Annotated in this window: 19 protein-coding genes and 1 tRNA gene; 14 read left to right on the top strand and 6 right to left on the bottom strand. The window is 47.3% G+C overall.

Going from position 1 to position 19,418, the window contains the following annotated elements:
- Window positions 1-19 precede the first annotated feature (19 nt).
- The 4 genes from murJ to RJ60_RS04925 all read left to right on the top strand — a co-directional run bounded on the left by murJ (window position 20) and on the right by RJ60_RS04925 (window position 3,801).
- Window positions 20-1,519 carry a murein biosynthesis integral membrane protein MurJ gene (murJ, locus tag RJ60_RS04910; protein ID WP_258006184.1) on the top strand — a complete coding sequence of 500 codons (1,500 nt, stop codon included), beginning with the start codon at window positions 20-22 and terminating at the stop codon, window positions 1,517-1,519.
- A 68-nt stretch (window positions 1,520-1,587) separates the two neighbouring features.
- Window positions 1,588-2,820 carry an NAD(P)/FAD-dependent oxidoreductase gene (locus RJ60_RS04915; RefSeq protein ID WP_102819086.1) on the top strand — a complete coding sequence of 411 codons (1,233 nt, stop codon included), beginning with the start codon at window positions 1,588-1,590 and terminating at the stop codon, window positions 2,818-2,820.
- Between the two features lie 189 nt (window positions 2,821-3,009).
- Window positions 3,010-3,198 (top strand): hypothetical protein, encoded by a 189-nt coding sequence (locus RJ60_RS04920; protein ID WP_102819085.1) that lies wholly within the window; start codon window positions 3,010-3,012, stop codon window positions 3,196-3,198.
- Window positions 3,199-3,270: 72 nt separating this feature from the next.
- The gene (locus tag RJ60_RS04925; protein WP_102819084.1) at window positions 3,271-3,801 is read left to right on the top strand and encodes a cob(I)yrinic acid a,c-diamide adenosyltransferase; all 531 of its coding nucleotides are present in this window, start codon (window positions 3,271-3,273) and stop codon (window positions 3,799-3,801) included.
- A gap of 6 nt (window positions 3,802-3,807) precedes the next feature.
- Here the strand turns inward: RJ60_RS04925 and RJ60_RS04930 are convergent, their stop codons facing one another.
- Window positions 3,808-4,080 (bottom strand): hypothetical protein, encoded by a 273-nt coding sequence (locus RJ60_RS04930; protein ID WP_102819083.1) that lies wholly within the window; start codon window positions 4,078-4,080, stop codon window positions 3,808-3,810.
- A gap of 573 nt (window positions 4,081-4,653) precedes the next feature.
- Window positions 4,654-6,033 carry a protein O-GlcNAcase gene (locus tag RJ60_RS04935; protein ID WP_102819082.1) on the bottom strand — a complete coding sequence of 460 codons (1,380 nt, stop codon included), beginning with the start codon at window positions 6,031-6,033 and terminating at the stop codon, window positions 4,654-4,656.
- A 243-nt stretch (window positions 6,034-6,276) separates the two neighbouring features.
- Between RJ60_RS04935 and RJ60_RS04940 the strand changes: the two genes are divergently transcribed.
- The 8 genes from RJ60_RS04940 (at window position 6,277) to RJ60_RS04975 (ending at window position 13,214) form a co-directional block, all read left to right on the top strand.
- A complete protein-coding gene (locus RJ60_RS04940; protein ID WP_102819081.1) occupies window positions 6,277-7,113 on the top strand; it encodes a DegV family protein in 837 nt (278 codons plus the stop codon).
- Window positions 7,114-7,201: 88 nt separating this feature from the next.
- Window positions 7,202-7,498, top strand: a complete 297-nt coding sequence (locus RJ60_RS04945; protein ID WP_102819080.1) for a hypothetical protein — start codon at window positions 7,202-7,204, stop codon at window positions 7,496-7,498.
- A gap of 385 nt (window positions 7,499-7,883) precedes the next feature.
- A complete protein-coding gene (locus tag RJ60_RS04950) occupies window positions 7,884-8,204 on the top strand; it encodes a hypothetical protein (RefSeq protein WP_114794125.1) in 321 nt (106 codons plus the stop codon).
- A gap of 356 nt (window positions 8,205-8,560) precedes the next feature.
- Window positions 8,561-9,664 carry an aldo/keto reductase gene (locus tag RJ60_RS04955; RefSeq protein ID WP_102819078.1) on the top strand — a complete coding sequence of 368 codons (1,104 nt, stop codon included), beginning with the start codon at window positions 8,561-8,563 and terminating at the stop codon, window positions 9,662-9,664.
- 21 nt (window positions 9,665-9,685) lie between these two features.
- Window positions 9,686-10,219: a DUF6512 family protein gene (locus tag RJ60_RS04960; RefSeq protein WP_102819077.1), complete on the top strand. Its 534-nt coding sequence runs from the start codon at window positions 9,686-9,688 to the stop codon at window positions 10,217-10,219.
- A gap of 91 nt (window positions 10,220-10,310) precedes the next feature.
- Window positions 10,311-12,308: a urocanate hydratase gene (locus RJ60_RS04965; RefSeq protein ID WP_374704104.1), complete on the top strand. Its 1,998-nt coding sequence runs from the start codon at window positions 10,311-10,313 to the stop codon at window positions 12,306-12,308.
- Window positions 12,309-12,321: 13 nt separating this feature from the next.
- A complete protein-coding gene (locus RJ60_RS04970) occupies window positions 12,322-12,876 on the top strand; it encodes a pyruvate kinase alpha/beta domain-containing protein (protein ID WP_258001919.1) in 555 nt (184 codons plus the stop codon).
- 262 nt (window positions 12,877-13,138) lie between these two features.
- A tRNA-Ala gene (locus RJ60_RS04975) sits at window positions 13,139-13,214 on the top strand.
- 48 nt (window positions 13,215-13,262) lie between these two features.
- Here the strand turns inward: RJ60_RS04975 and RJ60_RS04980 are convergent.
- A complete protein-coding gene (locus RJ60_RS04980; RefSeq protein WP_103134171.1) occupies window positions 13,263-13,466 on the bottom strand; it encodes a hypothetical protein in 204 nt (67 codons plus the stop codon).
- 566 nt (window positions 13,467-14,032) lie between these two features.
- On the opposite strand from RJ60_RS04980, the gene RJ60_RS04990 reads away from it, so the two are divergent.
- The gene (locus tag RJ60_RS04990) at window positions 14,033-16,141 is read left to right on the top strand and encodes a glycosyltransferase family 4 protein (RefSeq protein ID WP_258001918.1); all 2,109 of its coding nucleotides are present in this window, start codon (window positions 14,033-14,035) and stop codon (window positions 16,139-16,141) included.
- A gap of 557 nt (window positions 16,142-16,698) precedes the next feature.
- Here the strand turns inward: RJ60_RS04990 and RJ60_RS04995 are convergent.
- The 3 genes from RJ60_RS04995 to RJ60_RS05005 form a co-directional block, all read right to left on the bottom strand.
- Window positions 16,699-16,971, bottom strand: coding sequence for a DUF5615 family PIN-like protein (locus RJ60_RS04995; protein WP_102819073.1), 273 nt, complete (start codon window positions 16,969-16,971; stop codon window positions 16,699-16,701).
- Window positions 16,968-17,192 carry a DUF433 domain-containing protein gene (locus RJ60_RS05000; protein WP_102819072.1) on the bottom strand — a complete coding sequence of 75 codons (225 nt, stop codon included), beginning with the start codon at window positions 17,190-17,192 and terminating at the stop codon, window positions 16,968-16,970. The genes RJ60_RS04995 and RJ60_RS05000 overlap by 4 nt, the downstream gene beginning before the upstream one ends.
- Window positions 17,193-17,557: 365 nt before the next feature.
- Entirely contained in the window at window positions 17,558-18,718 is a 1,161-nt protein-coding gene (locus tag RJ60_RS05005) for an IS110 family transposase (RefSeq protein WP_103134172.1), read from the bottom strand.
- A 489-nt stretch (window positions 18,719-19,207) separates the two neighbouring features.
- Here RJ60_RS05005 and RJ60_RS05015 point away from each other — a divergent pair.
- Window positions 19,208-19,418: transposase (locus RJ60_RS05015; protein ID WP_180979910.1), on the top strand; the 211-nt coding region annotated here is incomplete at its 3' end.

Here is a 19,418-nt window from a genome sequence, read left to right on the forward strand (position 1 = left end):
ACAGTGTAAGACAGGAGGCATGATGAGAAGAATTCCCAGGTCAACATCGGTTGCCGTAGGCACTATAGCGATCCTTACCTTTTCTATTATCTCGAAGGGCATGGGTTTTTTCAGGGAAATGCTTGTCGCCGGTCTCTTCGGGACGTCCGCAAATCTCGATGCGGTCTTTGTTGCAATGACGCCTGCAACGACCCTTTCAGGGATAATTGCCGGAGCTTTTGCCGCCATCTTCGTGCCTGTATACCACTCTATAAGGAATGAAGACCCCGAGAGATCAAAGAGATACGCCGGAGCGGTTCTTATATCGGGTTCTCTGGTCTTTCTCTCTATGGGGATAGTCTTTCTGGTGATTCCGGACCTCGTTATAAGACTTTTCGCTCCGGGTTTTTCGGGTGAAGTCGTCGCTTATGCCGCAAGAAAGTTGAGATATCTATCAATATACCCGTTGATCGGCGGACTAGAAAGCATACTAGGCGCCGTGCTGAAGTCAAACAGGAGGTTCATCCAGTTCGGCTTCTCGCAGCTCTTTTTCAACATTATCGCGATTCCAGTGATATTCTTGACCGCTCCCTTTCTCTCGGAAGCCTCCTACATACTGGCCTGGATTCTCGGCAACACCTTCACCGTGATAGCGTATCTGGTCCAATCAAGAGACCTGTTCTCTCTGAGAATCGGAAAGGGAACGTCTATAGTAGAGACGCTATACCTGAGTTTGCCTCTGATCTTTTCGGGGAGTCTCGGAGTCATCAACAACATGGTTGACAAAGCCTTTGTTTCGCTCCTTCCGCCCGGACGTGTCGCTTCGCTGCAATATGCTCACACTCTTCTGGGCCTGATTACTTTCATGATCGCTGCCTTCCAGATGACAGCCTATACGGAGCTTTCTGAATTTGTCGTTTCCGGTGACAAGAAGAAGGTGCAGGAACGATTGAGAAAGACAGTCACAACGTCATTGAACATCTCGCTGCCTCTGGCGGCATGGATCATCATGATGGCGGAACCCCTAGTGAGGATAATCTATCAGCGCGGACAGTTCGACGCCGACTCGACGAGTCTTGTAAGCATGGCGCTTATCGGATATGGGGCTTTGATAATCCTCTCACCGATTTCGCATACGTGCACAAGTTATTTCACTGCAAGAAAGAGACTGAAGGCTATAACGATCGTATCCGTCTTTTCGATCTTTCTGAACGCGTTGTTTGACTGGCTTATGCTCAGGCCGCTTGAACATGCGGGAATAGCAGCGAGTACATCTCTCGTCGTACTCAACGCTACTATAATATATGTTTGGCTAATAGGAAGAGAGGGCGTTAAATTCATGCCGGTGAAGAGGATACTGAGGCTATTGGGCCTTTCGGCGGGTGTTTTCATTGTCGTCGCCTTTCTCAGGCTGAATACCAGTACCTTGATCTGGCTGGTTTTCGGAAACCTGCTCTTCTCCTGCCTGTTCTTTTTCAGTGCCAGGAGCGAACTTAAGGCGATATATACGAGAATGAAGATGCTTTTTAAGAGAAGGTGATCTGCAGTATTTCTCGAAATGGGTTTCGATTTTGAGATAGGGCTGCTTGCATAGCGGGAGGAAATCTCATGAGAGATATTGTGATAGTAGGAGCCGGTCCTGCCGGACTCTTCACGGCCATAAACTGCACAACAATGGGTAGAAATGTAACGGTGATTGAGAAAACGAATACCCCCGGAAAGAAGCTGCTGATTTCCGGCGGAGGTCAATGCAATCTTACTAACGTCGAGCCGACAAGGGCAATGCTAGACAGATACTTTGGCTCGGGAAGATTTCTTAAACCGGCATTGATGTCCTTTGACTCGAGCAAGCTGATGAACTTCTTTGAAGAGAGAGGACTTAAGCTGTTTGTAAGTGAGGATGGCAAGGTCTTTCCCTCAACTTACTCTGCAAGAGATGTTCTGGAAGTGTTGCTTGCCGAGTGTGAGAAGCAAGGGATCCGGATACTTTACAATTGCCGCGTCAAAGGAATAGCTCGACGAACAACGGGCGGATTTGTTGTCTCTTCTCACAAAGGAGAGATAGGTGCCGATTATCTGGTGCTTGCTACTGGAGGCAGAAGCTACGAGGGCACAGGCTCATCGGGGGATGGATACTCTATCGCCTCGGCGCTCGGTCATAGCATAGTCGAGCCAAGGCCTGCATTGACATCAGTTTCTATAAAGGATTTCGAGTTTGGTGACCTTGCCGGCGTCTCTCTGAAAGCGGTCGATGTTTCCCTGTGGAGGGATTCAAAGAAAACGACTAGCCGGACTGAGGACTTGTTGATCACTCACGAAGGGCTTTCTGGACCTGCCATTCTCCACCTTTCCAGAGAAGCCGGGCGAGGAGATGAAATTCGAGTCAACTTCAGTGGAATGACCCGCGAGGAGCTTGAAAGGAGAATCATAAAATTGACAGCTGAAGAGGGCAAGAAGCTCTTGAAGACATCGCTCCATGACCTGGGTCTTCCCGAAAGATTGCTGGATAAGATCCTGGAGATGAATGGAATAACCGAGCGATTGTGTTCCGAATTGAAGAAAGAGGAAAGAAAGAAGCTGATATCCAGTCTCTTTGAAATGAGTTTTGAGATCGAAAGCGTAGGCGGGTTTTCGCAGGCCATGGTCACAAGGGGGGGCGTTCAGTTATCCGAAGTGAACCCGAAGACAATGGAGTCAAGAATCGTTCCGAATCTCTTCTTTGCGGGAGAAATTCTCGACTTCGATGGAGAGACGGGAGGTTACAATCTCCAGGCCGCCTTCTCGACCGGTTACGTAGCGGGAACCACAATAAACAAAAGAACATCACGAGAAGACCAGTAGTTTTGAGTATTATTCTAGTTATTTTCTAAGAGGAACTATATGTTAATATGATAAGAGAACGATTGATAAGACATTTGTGATCCATTCAGAGCTCGATTCAAGATAGACGATCTCTTGGAATTGGAACCTTCGAGCAATTCTCTTTGAGCAATCTGCTGATAGTTTTTTGTAGCACGGAGGAGGTGCTCCTTGGAGGTAAAGAAACCAAAGTGGTTTGACGACTGGGTCGAGATCGACGAGAATTATCTGCAAGAAGCTGGAACCAGCTGGAAGCTCAAGGCTAATGCACCCAAGAGAGTTAGAAAGGAGTACGAGAAACTGATGGATCAGATTACGGCGAAGGGTCCGTACTCATACTCGTGGAAGCATGAACGCTAGATCGAGCTCAGTTGAAGGTGCTTCATAGAGGCATAGGCTCAAGAACGTTGTCTTGAAATGGAGGTTTGTGAGTTGAGTATAAGCACTGGAAGAGGTGATGGAGGAGAAACAAGCCTCTGGAGCGGCGAGAGAATAGAGAAAGATAGTCACCGCGTCGAAGCATACGGAACAATAGATGAACTCAGTTCCTTTCTAGGCGAAGCGAAACACCATGTCAGCGAAGAGGTTGCTGACCAAATCGTTTCGATTCAAAGATTCCTCTTTAGAGTTACCGGTCAATTGGCTTCAATAGATGTCAAATATGTTGAGCCCGTTGAAGAGAGTGATGTTCAGAAACTCACCGAAATGATTCACAAATATGAATCAGTGGTGAGACTTGATGGTTTCGTTATCCCCGGAAGCACCATTGCGTCATCCAAACTGGACATCTGCAGGACTGTGGCAAGAAGGGCCGAAAGAAGAATACTGACGCTTTCTAAAAACGAGCATGTTGACAGCGTGATTGTGAAGTACGTTAACAGGCTTTCAGATCTTCTTTTCATTCTTGCGAGATATGAGGAGTATAGGGCAGGGAAGATAGTTTACAAGCGAGACGTAGAGTAAAACGATCTACCGATAGCTGATTTTCGCTACTCCGTCCTTCATACAGGAGCCGAAGCTGTACGCTACGGAGTTCGTATCCATCCCGGGCAAGTAGAAGACAGTAATCATCTCGTCGACATCCTGCCCCGAAGACTCCCACATATCGCGAGTGATGCTTTCTAGCTCCATCTTGCTAACCACAGATTTCTTAAGCAGAATCCTCGCAGTGCGTCTTCGCCAGGCCTTTCCGAAATCCCTGACGGTCACCACCGAATATGTGCCTTCAACATTCGACGCCAATCCCTAACTCTCCCCTCTGATAGATAAATCATTATACATCATGTTACGGATAAATGCCAACTGATGCAAACACCTTTGTCAGAAATAAAGTTTATACAATACGCAAACTAAACTATCAGAGATTGTTTCGCAAAACGGAATAATAGATACATTAAATCCAGATTATAAATCTGGCGCCGATTTCTATGTAGACAAATCTCCGGAAGGGCCTTCTTAGAAATTCCTGGCGATTCAAAGAGCAAGAGAACTCTCTTCTAGAAGGTTTTTCTCTTCCGCCTGCTTCTTCAGAGCCCGGCCATCAAAAGTACTAGCCGATGTTGCTTCTTCCTATGCCCAAGACCTTGTGGCAGTAAGGACAGAAATAGACCGCAGTCTTACTCAACAAGAGTCCAGATCCCTTTTGTTTGAAGAATTTCTCAGGAAGTTCCTATTCGCAGTGGGGACACTTCGGGTTCAACTCTTCCTTTCTTACTGATCTCAATCTAAGCTCAATTTGCTCAGCTCCTTTTCTCAAGATGAACTATCTCGGTAATCAATATGTCTTCATTCAGTGAACTTTTGGTGTGGTGAACTCTAGCCGATCAGCAGTGTCAGATAACCCTTTGTTCTTATAAGAATTTCCTGAGCTAGATCCCTGAAGAGTACACCTGCCGTAATTGTTTCCGCTCTTACAAGTTCAACTAGTATCGACTCCACTTCACCACAGAGGTCTCTAACTTCCTCAATCGTTTCAAAAGTAATGTCGGCAGAGAAGATCAGTCTTCTCGAGGAGATCAGTTCAGCAATCTTTCCCATCAGTCTTCCCCAAAGAGAGAACTCCTTCAGCCATGGGCCGACCTCTCTAGACAACTCTTCTGAAAGCTTCTCTTTCAAGGTCTCTGCAGATTGAGTGATCATTTCGGCTTCATCTGAAAGAAGCTCTTGAACTTCGGCCCATCTCTTTTCACCGACTAGTCGATTCAGTGCTTGGTGAAGCTCTACGATTCTTCCGGAATGACCTCTGTGTATCGGACTGAAAAGATTGTACTCGCAGAACAGCTCCATCTCCTTCGAACATTCAGGGGCGACTTCCGAAATGGCGCTAACCCAAGCCCTTTCCACATCGTATTCATTGGAATTATTGAGGAATTCTGCAGCAGATGCAAGCGCGATTTTCGATGCAATAGGTTGATTCATCGGGTTTAAGACGATCCCTTCTGAGTGTTCAACGATGCCGGGGTCTCTTCCCTCATAGGGCCCCACATGCAGTTCGGGGACCATAGAGGCGTCGTTCACAGGGTAGTTGTCCCAGTATAATGGTTTTCTCTGGAAGGCCTCTTCGGCAAGCATGGAATCTTCAAGCGAGAGTCTCTCCGAACACACCTCGGGACCGGTCCACATAATAGATATGTCGCCATCCAGAGCTTCTCCAAGAATCTTCATGTAATCTGTTACCTTGCGCCCTTGATATTGAGTAGGACAGACAATGAACCTTGAGAGACCTTCGACTTTCGCCTTAAGGATAGAGTAGACTGTGTTTGCGAAATGAACCTGAGCTTCAGCAAGAGAACCGAATGCCTCTTCATCTTCTTCGTGTACGAGGGTTTCCGGAATATCGTCGTAGAAGATTGCGAATGATCTAACTCCTGTGCCTGCTATATCTTCCAGTTTTGCGACCAAGGTTTCGATGTCTGAATCGCTGGAATACCTCACTCCAAGACCGGGACTGATAGAAAAGACAACCGAAACACCGCATGACAGCCCCTCGGCAACCAACTCCGCAAAGTCTTTCTTGAACTCCTCGCTGTATTGCTCTCGCCACCTTCTTCTATGGAGTTCATCGTCTTTTGGAGCGTAAATGTATAAATTGTAACGATGCTCTCCTAGAAACCTCAGCATCGCCTTTCTCGCCTTCATAGACCAAGGAACACCATAGAATCCTTCTACCACGCCTCTGATCTCGAATTTTGACATGTTGAACTCCCTTCATCAAATCATTTTCAATCAGTTTATCATAATCCAAACTCTCGCGCGAATTACTTCGTTTCCCGTTTACTTGGCAAATGTTACGGTTGCTTCATGCGGAATCTAACGTTTAGTCCTATTGACTTACGATTTCCGTAATGCATCATAACTAAATCTACTCAAGAGATTTCTCGCCAGGTTTAGTCAGAAAAGCTATAATTGTAGCATAACCCGGTAAAGGAGGTTGGCTATATGAAAATAGGTTTGGTAACCGACAACACCTGCAACTTGTCAGATGAAGACATCAAGGCACTAGACGTTAGAATCGTGTCTCTTTATATCAACAGAAGCGGGAAATACACAAAAGCGACTGATCTGAACCTTGAGGAGTATTACGAGGAGTTAGGATCGGCTGCGGAGTTGCCGAGTACCTCTCAGCCTTCTCCGCAAGACTTCATTGTTGCTTTCGAAGACGCTCTCAAGACATACGACGCTTTGATTGTACCTGTTCTGTCCGGGAAGCTTAGCGGAACGAGCGTCTCGGCGAATATCGCTGCAAGGGACTTCGATCAGCCGATTCACGTAATTGATTCCCTGTTGGTTGCGGATGGCCCTGGAATGCTGGTGAAGAACCTGGGGGACATGATAAAGAACGGAGCATCGATCCAGGAGCTGGTCGAATATGCTTCTTACTTTCACAAGAAGACGAGAACCTTCTTTTCGACAGATGATCTGAGTTATTTGCAGAAAGGCGGACGAATAGGGAAAGCGAAGGCTCTAGTGGGCAATCTGCTTAAGATGAAGCCTGTAATCAAGCTGGACGAAGGCGAACTCAAGCCCGTCGAAAACGTCAGGGGGAACAAGAAACTGCTTGAAAGTTTGGTTAGTTACACCTTCAAGGAGATCCAGCCCGAGAATCTCCGAAGAGCGAGAGTGCTGACGATCTGGAGAAAGGAAGATGCCGCAACTTTGGAGAAGATGCTCCGTGTCGAGGCTCCCGAAGCAGAAATCGAAAGTAGAATTATTGAGCCGATAATCGGTACTCATCTGGGACCTCAGGGAATTGGCATAATCAGCGAAATGAAGTAAAGACGTTCACCGACCTTTTCGGGACTAGAAAGGGGCGTCTTAGGATAAAAGGTCATCTAAGATTCATCTTCTGGGGGGTAAAAAGGCTTTGAATGCGCTTGAGAGAGTCAAGACACGTTTCGGAAGGGCCTTTGATTTCTTGCCGAGCATATATCGTCTAATAAATAACGAGAGACTGGCAAAGCACTTTGCGGAACTGCGTCCGGGCTATCGCCCTGTGGGAGAGCTTGTCGAATTGCTAAGGACTACCAAGAAGAAGCTGCCGGAGACGATTTTCGAGAAGATGAGTCTTTACTTTGATTGGAAAGCTCCTCTTGAAATGCAAATTAGCCCAGTAATGCCCGATGACAGCACGAAAACTTGGACGTTCTTATCGAGAGGATAGCCTCGCTTTCTCCAAGAGAGATGCTAAGGGACTTCCTTCTGATCGGGTTTGGTCCAAGGTCTGCCGGATACATGAGTCGATAATGGGCAGAATTCTGGGCGATCAACTGGGGGCGCTCGTCTTTCTTGCAGATTAGGCCGTCCTGAGTTCTCAACAGAAGGCAGTTATGCTCGACTTCATTTCTAGTCCGGAGTCTATGAAAGACGACTTCCTGCACCTTCTTTTGTGGTAAGGAGAACACGTTTACTCATCTATCCAATGCGAAGATGAATTAGTAGCGGAAAGCAGAAGATCTCTCGAGAAGAATCTCTCTACCTTCGGAAACGATTATCTCTTGAAACTGACAGACAACATGCACAATGAAGAATTTGAAGAGGAAAGGAAGATGGTTCTCGTTCTCTCCTACTTTATAGAGAACGCGCAGAGAGGAATCCTTCACCCCCGTGCTAAGAACGATGTCTTTTTGATCGGTTACAATTCTGTGAGTTCCCTTCTCGAGAGTGATCCGGTTGCCAATGCTTCGAGAAGATACGGGCCCCTTTCAAACTCCAATCGAATAAGATTGCTGAACTCTCTCTTCGGGGAACGCCTCACAGGCTACGAGCTTTCTCGCAAGATGAAACTCTCGAACGCCGAGTTGACGGAGACCTTTTCTGCTCTGGTTGCATGTGGTGTCGTCAAGACTGTACGAGAGACGATTGGATAATCTTTACAGCCGGCAGAGATGAAGTAATCGATATGCTCACAGGCGAAATCAAGGGAAAAAAGTAAGTGTGCTCGATTCTACTGATGTGATAAGGTTCAAATTTCTTGGTTGATTAAGAAACTCGAGCAAATAACGAAAAAAAGCCCGGAAAATATCCGGGCCGGGTGGTAGAGAAGAAGTCTTGTTCGTATTGTTATGACAGAAATTCTCTATTGTGAGTTCACTTCTATTGTCGATTTCGACGAGCTTTTTTCTGTGTTTCATTTATCTAAAATAGATGATCCCCTAAAGTGAGAATGGTGCAAGAAGTCGGGAATCGGGTAAGTGCGTAGTAACATGGAATCGGGGGTGTGATTATGGAGTATCGAAGACTTGGCAAGACAGATTTACAGATCTCCCTTCTGGGGTTGGGAGGCTTCCATCTTCTCGAGATTGAACTGAAAGAAGTGAGAAAGATAGTGGATCGCTATCTCGAGGCCGGAGGAAATTACTTCGAAACAGCAAGATCGTACGGCGATGGGGTCTCCGAGCGCAAGCTATCGGAAGCATTGCCCAAGGACGGGGTGATCGTGGCTTCCAAGACGGGCGGCAGAGATGAGGAGTCTTCAAGAAGCGATCTTCTTGCGACACTCAAAGCTCTTGGAAGGGATCATATAGATATCCTGTTTCTTCACGCAGTAACGAAAAGCGGCGACTGGGAGGCGATCACTTCGCCGAACGGCGCACTCAAGACCGTGGAGTGGGCAAAGAGCGAAGGGCTTGTGCGGTACGCAGGAATTACGAGCCACGGTTACGGCGGTACGCTTTTGAAGGCACTAAAAGAATATCCTTTCGATCTATTCATGACTCAAATGAACTACTACGATAGGTTCAACTTTCCCGAGATTGAAACGAAGGTAATCCCTTTCTCCGTTTGCAACAATATAGGAATAATCGCGATGAAGGCGCTGGCCGACGGGTATCTCTGGAAAAGCGTTGAGGACGCCTTCAGGTACACAATGACGCTCCCCGTTTCTTGCATTGTGAGCGGAATCAACACCCTCGAGCAGCTGGAAGAGGATCTCACGCTGATTGAGAAAAGGCCGTTCACTGCAGCCGAACTCGACCATCTCTTTGCAGAGGCGCCCGAACTCGGCAATTACGTTTGTAGACAGTGCATGAAGTGTCTGCCCTGCCCTGAGGGGATCAACATTCCCGGGTTCTTCCTCGCCGAAGGACGTTACGATAGACAGATGCTGGATGGCAAGATCATAAGTGCAGCGGATTACGCTTTGAGAGACAGACTAGCCCACTGGTTTGGAAGCGAGGAGCAGGGGATCGCTGAGTATAAGTCTCTCGTTCCCGGCGTTGACAGTTGCAACGATTGCGGCATCTGTGTCGAGCGTTGTCCATATGGAATAGATATTCCCAGGAAACTCAGGATTGCCAGATCGAAGATAAGGGAGGGCTATGTCTGGTAGTCGATTAAAGAGGTGATTCAAGTGGGCAGAATCAGCTTTTTTCCTTTGGAAGTACTGGGTTTCTTCTTCGTATTCTTTTTTGGGGTGCTTCTCCATATGGTCTACGGATGGAGCGGAGGTAATGCAATCGTAGGCTTAATCTCTCCGGTTAATGAGAGCATTTGGGAACACCTGAAAATGGTCTTCATTCCGGGGCTTATTCTGCTGGCAGTGGAGTTGTTCTTTTGCAAGGAGGTGCCAATACCCGTGCTGATTGTGGGAAAGACTCTCGGCATCTACGTGATGTGCGCCACAATTCTCGGGGGTTTCTACTTCTACACGCTCTTCATCCACCACAATCTCATTGTTGATATACTATTAATGGCCCTTGCTGTGGCTCTCGGTCAGATCATATCATATAACGTAGTCTCAAAGTTCAATGTAAGCAGGGTTGCAGAGTGGATTCCTCTGGTCATACTGATTTTCTTAGGTGCTGCCTTTGTGCTGTTCACATTTATACCGGCGCGTTGGGAGCCTTTCAGAGACTCAATCACTGGGGAATACGGAACCAATTAGCGTGTAGAAGTGATGATCGAGAAGTGAGCAACTGAATACATGAAGAGAAGGAGGTTTCATTGTGCTTTCCGGAAGAGACATCTACGAATCAATGGAAATCAAACTAGATGAGACTTTGCCGCCCGATCCAGTCTTCCAGCCTGGGATCAGGAGAGCGCCCAAGAGAGAGCTGAACCTCTCGCTGAACGAGATCGAACTGGCCCTGAGAAACGCGCTGCGTTACATTCCAACAAGACTTCACGAAAGGCTTGCGCCCGAGTTCCTCGAAGAGCTGCGCTCAACGGGGAGGATTTACGGATACAGGTATCGGCCTCAAGGCGAAATAAAAGGCAGACCGATCTACCAATACAGAGGAAAGTGCATTGAAGGAAGGGCCTTTCAGGTAATGATCGACAACAACCTCGACTTCGATGTGGCCCTCTATCCCTACGAGTTGGTGACTTACGGGGAGACCGGACAGGTATGCCAGAACTGGATGCAGTACAGGCTCATAAAGAGATATCTAGAAGAGTTAAGCGACGAACAGACACTCGTCGTTATGTCCGGCCATCCACTTGGTCTATTCGGGTCAAAGAAGACCAGTCCCAGGGTGATAATCACCAATGCGCTCATGATCGGGATGTTTGACGACCAGGAGCAGTGGATAAGAGCCCAGGCGCTGGGTGTAGCTAACTATGGACAGATGACGGCTGGAGGCTGGATGTACATAGGGCCACAGGGAATAGTTCACGGAACCTTCAATACAATCCTTAACGCTGGAAGGCAGAAGCTTGGTATCCCGGATGACGGCGATCTCCGCGGACACCTTTTCGTCTCCTCGGGGCTCGGCGGAATGAGCGGTGCTCAGGGAAAGGCAGTGAAGATAGCCGGCGGAGTGGGAATAATCGCCGAAGTAGATCGATCGAGGATTCAGACTAGACTTGATCAGGGCTGGATCGACGAAATAGTCGATGATCCATCGAGCGCCTTCGCCCTGGCAAAGGAAAAGGCGGAGAAGAAAGAGAGCCTTGCGATCGCCTTCTTCGGAAACATCGTTGATCTGCTTGAATATGCGGTCAAGAACAACATTCACATAGAATTGCTTTCCGATCAGACGTCCTGCCACGCTCCGTACGATGGGGGTTACTGCCCCCAGGGTCTGACCTTTGAAGAGAGGACAGAGCTACTCAGTAACGACAAGAAGAGATTCGCGGAGCTGGTCGACAAATCACTGATTAGGCATTTTGATTACATAAAGCTGCTCGTCGAAAGGGGAACGTACTTCTTCGATTACGGCAACTCGTTCATGAAGGCAGTATACGATGCCGGAGCCAAAGAGATTTCTAGGAACGGTAACGATACCTCGGAGGGATTCATCTTCCCCTCCTACGTTGAGGATATAATGGGACCCATGCTTTTCGACTACGGATACGGCCCGTTCCGATGGGTCTGCCTGAGCGGAAAGAAAGAGGATCTGCTAAAGACCGATGCGGCCGCAATGAGCTGCATAGATCCAGATCGTCGTGGTCAGGACAGAGACAATTACATCTGGATTAGAGATGCCGACAGAAACAAGCTGGTCGTCGGTACTCAGGCAAGAATACTTTATCAAGATGCCAATGGCAGACGCGATATCGCTTTGAAGTTCAATGAAATGGTAAGGGGCGGAGAGATAGGACCGGTAATGATAGGCAGAGACCACCACGACACCGGAGGGACAGACTCCCCGTTCAGAGAGACATCGAATATCAAAGACGGAAGCAATATAATGGCGGATATGGCTACCCAATGCTTCGCAGGAAACGCCGCAAGAGGCATGAGTCTGGTCGCACTTCACAACGGAGGTGGAGTGGGAATTGGAAAGGCCATAAACGGAGGATTCGGACTCGTTCTCGACGGAAGCGAGAGAGTGGACGAAATTATTAAGACGTCGATACCCTGGGATGTGATGAGCGGAGTTGCCAGAAGAGCCTGGGCGAGAAACGAAAACGCTCTTTCCGTGGCTGCGGATTTCAACAGAGAGAGAGTGGGGAATGAGCAGATCACTCTCCCCTATCTAGTAGATGACGAGATCATTCGCAGGGCCGTGAAAACAGTGATAAAGGAGTGATACACCCTTGACAATGTATTTCGCAAAGAGTGACGAAGAGACGACAAGAAAGCTTCTCAAAAGGATTTTCGAGCGATCGGCAGAAGGTGGCATAAAGGACGTTATTCTGCCGTCGACCAGCGGGCGGGTTGCAAAGCTGGCTTATGAGACCGTCCCCGATTCCATCAAGCTGACAATTGTTACTCATAGCGTCGGTTTTAGAGAACCGGATGGAGACGAATTCGACCAAAAAGTAAAAAAACTGTATACCGGAACGAGGCACTCTATTCTGACCGCTACCCACCTTTTCAGAGGGATCGACGGAGTATTCGTGAAGTCTGCAGGAGGTGCCTATCCGCCTCAAGTATTTGCTACTGCGCTCCGCCTTTTCGGCCAGGGAACGAAGGTCGCAGTTGAGATAGCGATCATGGCTGCAGATGCGGGAATGATCAGAACCGACCAGTGGGTAGTCACAGCCGGAGGAACGAACCATGGAATCGATACGGCCTACATAATCAAGGCATGCCACTCAAATGATCTTAGCCTCTTCAAGTTCGGCGAGCTCATAGCTATTCCGTCGAGCCTGTAAGCAGCTAACACAAAATGCACAGCGCGTTGATTCTCTCGAAATCAATCGCTCATCAGAAGTGAAACTGCTCGAGCGTGAGTTCCGAAGGTTCGGAATCTCCTAATTTGACTTAGGCTCTCGGTTTTTAGCCAGTTGTTGCGGAGAGTATGGGTGTTCATGACTTGGAGGGGAATAGTAGGGGCTTTGTGAACCTTGCGTAGCCCTTTTTGTCTTCCCGACTGATTGAATTCCTGGATGATTCAGGCTATAATCATTCTTATGTGGGGCCGTAGCACAGCTGGGAGCGCGCCGCCTTCGCAAGGCGGAGGCCGGGGGTTCGAATCCCCTCGGCTCCACCAGAGGGGAGATTACTCCCCTTTTTTCTTTGCTGTTCAGCTTCATACTTCCTAAGAAGCAGTCCCAAGTTTCACATTGTCAGTTGCAAGCAGAAGAAATAGTTGTTCGTTGTTCAAAACAACGTTGTCCGTCAACGGTCCACCGTCCACCGAGAAGACCGTTTCAAGAGACTTAGAGAGTTTCTTGGCTCTTGCTCTACAACCCGACTTGTCACTTGCAACTGTTTCAAAGAACGAGATCCTGGCTTGAACCACGCCAGCTACGTGAAGTAAGAAAAGACAGTCATCCCGTAGAGCCTGCCCTGATGTGCACCTGTTCAGGGTACCTGCACGGGATCTCGCCCTGAAGATCCGCTATACGCCAGAAGTTCCGCTGTACGCTTAAAAGCGGTGAACCCGCTGATCGCTGTACGCTGGAGAGAACCGCTGCACGCTAAAAAACGGTGAACCCGCTGATCGCTGCTAAAGACAACGTTGAACCAACAAAAGCTTCCCCGCGAAGCGGGCCTTGCGTCCCCGGACGTTTCTCCGGGCATTGCGACCTGGCGTGGTCTTCGCCAGCCTTGCGTCCCGGCATGTTCTTCGCCGGCATTGCGTCCGCCGATGCTTTTCGGCGCCTTGCGTCAATCAATTAGCATCACTTCCCGACGAAGTCGATCTTGCATCCCCAGGCGCTTTCTAGGCATTGGCTCTTCCACCCGTCTGAGACGACCCTCTGGGGTATGACTGAGGGCAATTGTCATTCAAGATGATTGAACAGAGTCTCTCTGAGCAGTGATTGCTGATTTGGCTGCTGTTATGATCGATCAAGAGGTGAGGAAGTGAAAGATGACAATGGAAGGCTGGTTGATCTAGCTAAGGAAATTGCGGAGAAGATCGACAAAGGAAAAGTCTCTGTTGAAGCGGCAGTGGGTCAGCTGAGAAATAATAGAGCAACAGCGGATGAATTCTCTGCTCTTCAGTTATTGATCGGTGCTCTGAACAACAGAGACAGACTTGCTGAATTGACAGATAGCGGAAACAGTCTTATGAGAATATTGTCGGCTATAAGAATTGGTGAGCTGATTCCTCCCAACGAATTTGGCAGACAGTCTCAGGAATGGAAAAACGATGAGCTTCTGATCACATCTCTATTAAGAGGAAAGGTTCGAAAGAGGAGAAGGGTTTGTACAGAAACAATCTCACCTCTTGCCGGAAGCTCAGACGAAGTCAACTTTCTTCTTGCACGTCTTGTTGAATATGAAAAACCGGAGTCAATAACATCTGATAATCTAATTTCGGTGGTCGCCGAAGCCGCCCTTGAAAGGGGAAGATTCTTCTTTGATCCCGATTTTCTAGTTAATCTTTGGCACAGATATGAGACGGCGCATTGCAGTCTGCTCTGTATGGCCGATGGAGATGGCGATCTCATAAGATATATGATAGGTAAAATCGATAAGTCTAACCGGTCTCTCGTTTTGATGGCGTTGGTGAAAGCCGCGAAGCATGGAATCGATCTTTCTCAGCTCAGTCCTCTTCTCATTTCTGACCCGTATTTGAAGCAAGTCTATGGACTGCTTAAGGATCTGAAAAACGGCACGGCGATTGAAGATCCGCTCGTGCAATTCAGTTTCTACGGTGATCCGCTTCAGTCCGGGAAAGGCTCCAGTGGTGGTATGGGAACATTTCTTAGAACACTGGGGAATGGATTGGCCGAAAGCCTTCCGGGAGTTATCACAATCGTCCCTATAGATGTGAAAGAACTCCTCGAGAAAAGAAGCCTACTGAGCACTGAAAATGATCGACATTTCTTCATGTATGTTCCTTTCTTTGAGCTAGATAGGATGATTCCAGACAGCTTCCTTCGCGATCGCCTGATGGTCGAGTCGAACGTTAGAGATATTCTCGCAATGGCCAAAATCAGGCCAGCTTTTTTTCACATGCGCTTCTCCGACTTTGCATCTTATTCGATGCTTCGATTGGCGAAAAAACTTGGAGCCAGATCCTTCTTCACGATCACTCCCGACCCACAGCGTCGTTTTTCCAACCAGAATGGCGATCTGATAGATCTTGAGCCTTCAAGGGCCCTTACAGAAACTTCTAGAGTTGAGATTGCCTGGACAATGCTCGATGAATGTGACCGGCTGTTCGGAATAGGGGCAGAAGACAGTCGTAATCAGCTCTTTTCCTACTATCCGCAGCTGCACCGGCATAACTTTTCCAAGAAGCTCCAAATGATGCCCGAGGGGATATCTTTGCGCAACGAATGCCCTTTCAGGACTAAAGGTCCGCTTTACTCACTCTTCTTTGATCAAAGCAAGGAGTTCTTTCTCGAGAGATCCTTCAGCAAGAAGCCCCTTCTTCTAAGTGTGGGCAGGTTAGATCCCACAAAGGGGCAGATCAAGCTCTTGAAGGCATGGGGTGGCTCGAACTTGTGTACTTCATTCAATCTTGTAATGATCGGCGGAGATATCAACAGTCCGAATGAAACTGAAGCCGGAGAACTCGCTAGGATGAGGGACTATTTGAAGATGAACGACAGAATTCGGGGAAGGTTCTGCCATCTTCCTGCGATGAGCAATGATGAGATTAGATGCCTCGAAAACAGTATCTCGCAAGTCAAAACAATCCCCTGGCCGCCGATATACATTGCACCTTCGTTCAAAGAGGAGTTCGGTATTGCGATACTTGAAGCAATGGCAGCAGGTTTTGTTGCGATAGGACCAAAACGCGGCGGCGTTAAAAGCTACATAAGACACGGGCAAAACGGCTTCCTGATTGATACAACCAGCGAGGAAACGATCAGGAAAGAGCTTCGAGAGATCCTGCTTGATAAAGAGCTTTCAGTCAGGAAACTTAAGATGATCGCCGAAAACGGAAGTAAAACTGTATACAAGAGATACTCAATCTCTGTAGTCTCAAGAATGTTTGCAGCCGCCTATTTAGATTAGCAATACGTTTTCCTGCAGTTCAAGGTCTTCTGCTCAGATCAACACACTCCCTCGAAGGATTCTGAATCAGCGTTGTTGCTTTGAGGAGACGTCAGTTGTTAACCATAGAATAACAAGGGCACGTTCACCGATATGATCAAGATAAGACGAGACGGATCTTTCGAGACGTTCGCTGCGCTCACGAGAAGACGAGAACTCTCTCCTCTGTCTCTTTCTCTCTCTTCAACTCGTACCTTCCCGCTCTTACTAACCAAGAACAAAGTTCCTAGCTTCGGAAAGGGGAACTTGGGCGCAACGGGCCGGAACCGATCTTCCGATACTATCGGAGAACGGTGAACCGATAACGTATAACCGTTTCTTATTCGACTTGCATCCCGACACTGCAACTCTCTATTTCGGATAACCGTTAAGGTTAACACATTTTGCTCTTCCCAAGGTTGGGTTAATCCTCGATTTGCGTGAGGACTCCTATACTTCTCTAATTCTTATTCTGCATTCGCTTACAATCATTATCTTACCCGTTACGAAGCTTCTTTTAAGAACTGGGATTAGTCTTCCTAGCGCTTCGAAACACTTTCTCTTGACTGGCTTCTGAGACGAAGTATAATTATTCCTGGAACTTCGGTGCGACTAAGAAGAGTAATGTCTGAGAAGTCAAGATCCTGAGTAACGAGAACTCTGTTCTCATATCCGCAAATAGTAAGAATACGATCATCAGTTGCGCCTTCAAGCTGTTCTTCTGTTACGTTCGTGGCATCGAAGTGGTTCTCGCGAAAGAGCACAACAGAAGCTTTGGGAAGGTTTTCAACAAGCTTGAATTTCTCTTTCAAGGGAGAATTTCAACTCGTTCTTTCGTAAGCAGAGATGCATATTCGATAGCGGAAATGATGTCCTCACGAGCTAGTGAGGGATATTGATCGATAATTTCCTCGAAACTATGTCCGGCTGCAAGCTCATCTAGAATGAGAGAAACAGGAATTCTTGTTCCCTTTATACAGGCTCTGCCATGACATATATGAGGATCAAGGACAATCCTATCAAAACATGTCATAAGAATCCTCCATTTGATCTGTCTGAACAAATTATAGCATCACTGCAACTATCGACGATAACTGGCGAAGACCTGCTCTTGGCAGCCCTCTAACTCTTGCTCATAAATCCCCTCTTGAGCGGAGCGGACCGCTTACGCTGAAAGATCGGCTCGTCAGGAAACGCTGACCGCTGCTCAAAACAACGTTGTCCGTCAACGGTCCACAGTCCACCGAGAAGAGCGTTTCAAGAGACTTAGAGAGTTTGTTGGCTCTTCTTCTTATAACTCACAACTTGCATCTTGGAACTTGCAACTGTTTCAAAGAACGAGATCCTGGCCAGTAGCGTGCCAGCTACTCTAAGTTGTCAAGTATAGAATTAGGAGAATTATGAGAGTGAAAGGTCAAATGGAACGTTGTTTTTCAAAAGTTGGTAGACCATTTCAGCTGCAGCTCTTGCAATTGCTACAAGGGCCACTTTCTTTTTCACCCCCCTCTCTATCATCTTCTCGTATTTGTTCTTGTACTTTTCAGTGTTTTTGATCAAGTTTTTAGCTAACTGGTAGAAGGTTTTTCGTAGATGTTTGTTACCCTTCTTGGAGATTGAAAGGCCGCGAGTCATATTACCACTCTGCTTAATAACAGGATCAAGGCCTATATACGATACAAAGGCTTTCCCTGAAGAGAATCTGTTTATGTCGCCTACTTCAGATACGATTTCGGCTTCTGTGATTTCAGCAATACCCGGTATGGTTCTTAGGGGATTGTCAGGGAACTTCTGAAGAAACTTCTTAATTTCCTCATCCAGGGCTTTTACGTGTTCTTTGAGAAGCTTTATTTCAGTTATGAATGTGCTGGTAATAGTTGAGTAGGTTCCAAAGGTATCTGGCTTGCCTATTGAGTCTTTGAGTGAATCGATAACCTCTTTCGCTTTCTCTTCACTCCAGTTTCTGTGAGAGCTGAGCAATTTGACTGCATCTTCCTCATTGGCAAGTATCTCTTCCCTGGATGGATAAACACTCAACAAATGCAACAGCACAGGTGAACTAATTGATCTGAAGGTCTTAAGAAGTTCAGGCATGTGAATCTTCAATTTGCTCTTCAGTTTCCTTTGAAGATCAGAACAGTTTGCTACTACAGTGCTTCTCATCCTAACTAAGTCCCTGAATGCTGACATCTCTTCCTCTGGTACTTGAGAAACGCTCAGCAGATCGAATATCCTGTACATTGCAACTGCTATGCTTTTTGCATCTTTCTTGTCTGTCTTTGACCTGCTCATAGCCTTCATGAATTTGCTAAGGGTATACGGATCGAGAAGCTGTACGTCTATCCCTTTGCTCCTAAGAAATCCGTACAAGTTGCTATGATACGAACCCGTCGCTTCCATTCCGACTTGTTTCTCGCCCTTGTAAGTATTTAGCTTCTTTAGAAATTCCCTAAAACCTTCCCTGTCTTGTTTGTACTTCATGCTTTTCATTTTCTTCTTCTCTGGTAAATAGAAACAAACGTCAAAACTTTCACTGGATATGTCCACTCCTACATACAACATGAGGGTTCCTCCTTTCACAACCTCGTACAAGGTGCGGTCTTTTCGACCATTACTCTCAATCGTGTTAAGAAGGGTGCCCAACCTGGCATACAGGCTCTAAGCCTAAGGATGACGACTGGCTACTCCCTCTACCCTCATTCTATACTCTCTACTTCCTCTCTTATGACAATACACGAGGATGACGTGAAGCAAGAAAAGACAGTCATCCCTAGAGCCTGCCCTGAAATGCTCCTGTTCAGGGCACCTGCACGGGATCTCGCCCAGAAGATCCGCTGTACGCTTAAGAACAAGGGCCCGCTGATCGCTGCTAAAGATAACGTTGAACCAATAAAAGCTTCCCCGCGAAGCGGGCCTTGCGACCTGGCGTGGTCTTCGCCAGCCTTGCGTCCCGGCATGTTCTTCGCCGGCATTGCGACCGCCGATGCTGAGTATGTAAAAAAGATTGTGTAAACCCTCTAGAATGGAATAGAAGAATGGAGGGAAGAGAAGATGAAATTTGACAGAGAAAAGATCAAGTCGTTAATCGAGAAGAATGGATTTGAAAATGTCGGAGATGTTCAAGAGGTAATGAAGGAGTTGTTTGGTGACATTATTAAAGAAATGCTTGAAGGAGAGCTAGAGGAAGAGCTTGGATATTCGAAGCATGACTACAAGAGCAAAGAGACTGACAATTCAAGGAATGGACATAGCAAGAAGACAG

Origin of the sequence: Mesotoga sp. B105.6.4 (assembly GCF_002896535.1) — a bacterium.
GTDB lineage: Bacteria > Thermotogota > Thermotogae > Petrotogales > Kosmotogaceae > Mesotoga.

Coding starts and splice junctions, on each gene's coding strand:
- murJ (WP_258006184.1), top strand. CDS start 20: ATGATGAGAAGAATTCCCAGGTCAACATCGGTTGCCGTAGGCACTATA.
- RJ60_RS04915 (WP_102819086.1), top strand. CDS start 1,588: ATGAGAGATATTGTGATAGTAGGAGCCGGTCCTGCCGGACTCTTCACG.
- RJ60_RS04935 (WP_102819082.1), bottom strand. CDS start 6,033: ATGTCAAAATTCGAGATCAGAGGCGTGGTAGAAGGATTCTATGGTGTT.
- RJ60_RS04940 (WP_102819081.1), top strand. CDS start 6,277: ATGAAAATAGGTTTGGTAACCGACAACACCTGCAACTTGTCAGATGAA.
- RJ60_RS04950 (WP_114794125.1), top strand. CDS start 7,884: ATGGTTCTCGTTCTCTCCTACTTTATAGAGAACGCGCAGAGAGGAATC.
- RJ60_RS04955 (WP_102819078.1), top strand. CDS start 8,561: ATGGAGTATCGAAGACTTGGCAAGACAGATTTACAGATCTCCCTTCTG.
- RJ60_RS04965 (WP_374704104.1), top strand. CDS start 10,311: ATGGAAATCAAACTAGATGAGACTTTGCCGCCCGATCCAGTCTTCCAG.
- RJ60_RS04970 (WP_258001919.1), top strand. CDS start 12,322: ATGTATTTCGCAAAGAGTGACGAAGAGACGACAAGAAAGCTTCTCAAA.
- RJ60_RS05000 (WP_102819072.1), bottom strand. CDS start 17,192: ATGACATGTTTTGATAGGATTGTCCTTGATCCTCATATATGTCATGGC.
- RJ60_RS05005 (WP_103134172.1), bottom strand. CDS start 18,718: ATGTTGTATGTAGGAGTGGACATATCCAGTGAAAGTTTTGACGTTTGT.